Origin of the sequence: Acetobacter papayae JCM 25143, from assembly GCF_000613285.1 — a bacterium.
Classification (GTDB): Bacteria; Pseudomonadota; Alphaproteobacteria; order Acetobacterales; family Acetobacteraceae; genus Acetobacter; species Acetobacter papayae.
Window position 1 is genome coordinate 1 of the sequence record NZ_BAIN01000169.1, and the last position, 631, is coordinate 631.

The 631-nt window shown below is 65.6% G+C and carries 1 pseudogene; it reads right to left on the reverse strand.

Annotated features, from left to right (window positions below):
• Nucleotides 1-566 (reverse strand): annotated as a pseudogene (locus tag JCM25143_RS15235) (A/G-specific adenine glycosylase); the annotation flags it as partial.
• Nucleotides 567-631 lie beyond the last annotated feature (65 nt).

A 631-nucleotide genomic window follows, 5' to 3' on the forward strand; every position in this document is an offset into this window, starting at 1 on the left:
AGATCGAACAGCGCCTGCGCGAAATCGGACGGGCGCGCCTGCGCCTGCGCACCGGCATTCAGCCCCTCCGCCAGCCGCGCCAGCACCTTGCGGGCTCCGGGCAGGGGCGTGTGTTCATCAAACAGGCGGGCGGTAATACGCTCCACATTGCCATCGACCGGCACCACAGGCACCCCGAAGGCAATGGCGGCAATAGCCGCTGCCGTATAAACCCCGATACCGGGCAGGGTTTTCAACTCGGCCACCTGAGCCGGAAAGCCGCCGCGCGCCACCACGGCCTGTGCACAGGCATGCAGGTTGCGCGCCCGGGCGTAGTAGCCAAGCCCCGCCCATGCGGCCAGAACCTGCTCCTGCGGTGCCGCGGCCAATGCCTGCACCGTGGGAAACAGAGCGAGAAATTTCTGGTAATAGGGAATGACCGCCGTAACCGTGGTCTGCTGGAGCATGATTTCGCTCAGCCAGACATGGTAAGGGTCAGGCGTACGCCCGCCTTCCGCCCGCCATGGCAGGGTGCGGCGATGTCTGTCATACCAGTGCAGCAAAGCGTGGTCAGGTGGCGTAATCACGGAGGCAGTTATGGCGAAGGAACCCCGCTCCGGCAAGACGGAGCCCGCATCCCCCCCACGGCCAA